The sequence below is a fragment of the Vibrio genomosp. F10 str. 9ZD137 genome (assembly GCF_049974785.1).
Taxonomy (GTDB): domain Bacteria; phylum Pseudomonadota; class Gammaproteobacteria; order Enterobacterales; family Vibrionaceae; genus Vibrio.
Genome location: NZ_JBNGCJ010000683.1, coordinates 1 through 700, shown reverse-complemented (window position 1 = coordinate 700; position 700 = coordinate 1). Strand labels below are relative to the sequence as shown.

Here is a 700-nt window from a genome sequence, read left to right as displayed (position 1 = left end):
AGCGGTAGCAAAAACAAAGATTCCGTTTCGGTGATAGCGGTCAGTGACATTTATTTAGCGGAAACAGATGGTGACTTCCTCGTTAAAGAAATCTCAAGTAGTGCTGGAAATGTCACCATCGAGGTCGCACACGGCTCGCTGATTGATGCTAACAACACAGCGGCACGCGATGAGCGAACCTATCAAGAACTCAGCACCGGCCTATGGGAAAACCTAGGTTTAATTGAGGGCAGTACCTCAGCCCAGGATAAAATTGATGATGTAGTTGACGCTTATGTGGGGGCTCGTGAACGCGAATACAGTGAATACTGGAATATTCGCAATGGGAAATTTGGGGGTCAATACGATTCTGACCAACAAGCCACTCTCTCAGACAGTGAAGTGGCTTATTATCGTTCTGTATACCAAGAGATAGGTGTCGATGAAGGTAAAACGGGCGCTGAACTCGACACCTTTGTTGAAGATGCCATCACCACATTAAATAATAAACGCACCGCAGAGTACCATTCGTTACACGCTACCTACGGACAAGCCGCGTACGATGAAGAGTACAGTTATAGCCTATCAGATGAAAAACGCGCAGAACTCACGGGCAGCGTTCACGTCTGGAGTGAAGACGAGCTGAATAACCTCATCAGCGGTAGCCTACTCAAACCGATCACAAACACACAAGCGACGATTGAAGACGCGAATATCAGCG

Annotated in this window: 1 protein-coding gene; it reads left to right on the top strand. The window is 47.3% G+C overall.

Annotated elements, in window-relative coordinates:
- The coding region (locus ACP45E_RS16395; RefSeq protein ID WP_158008387.1) for a hypothetical protein at positions 1-700 on the top strand (700 nt) is incomplete at both ends.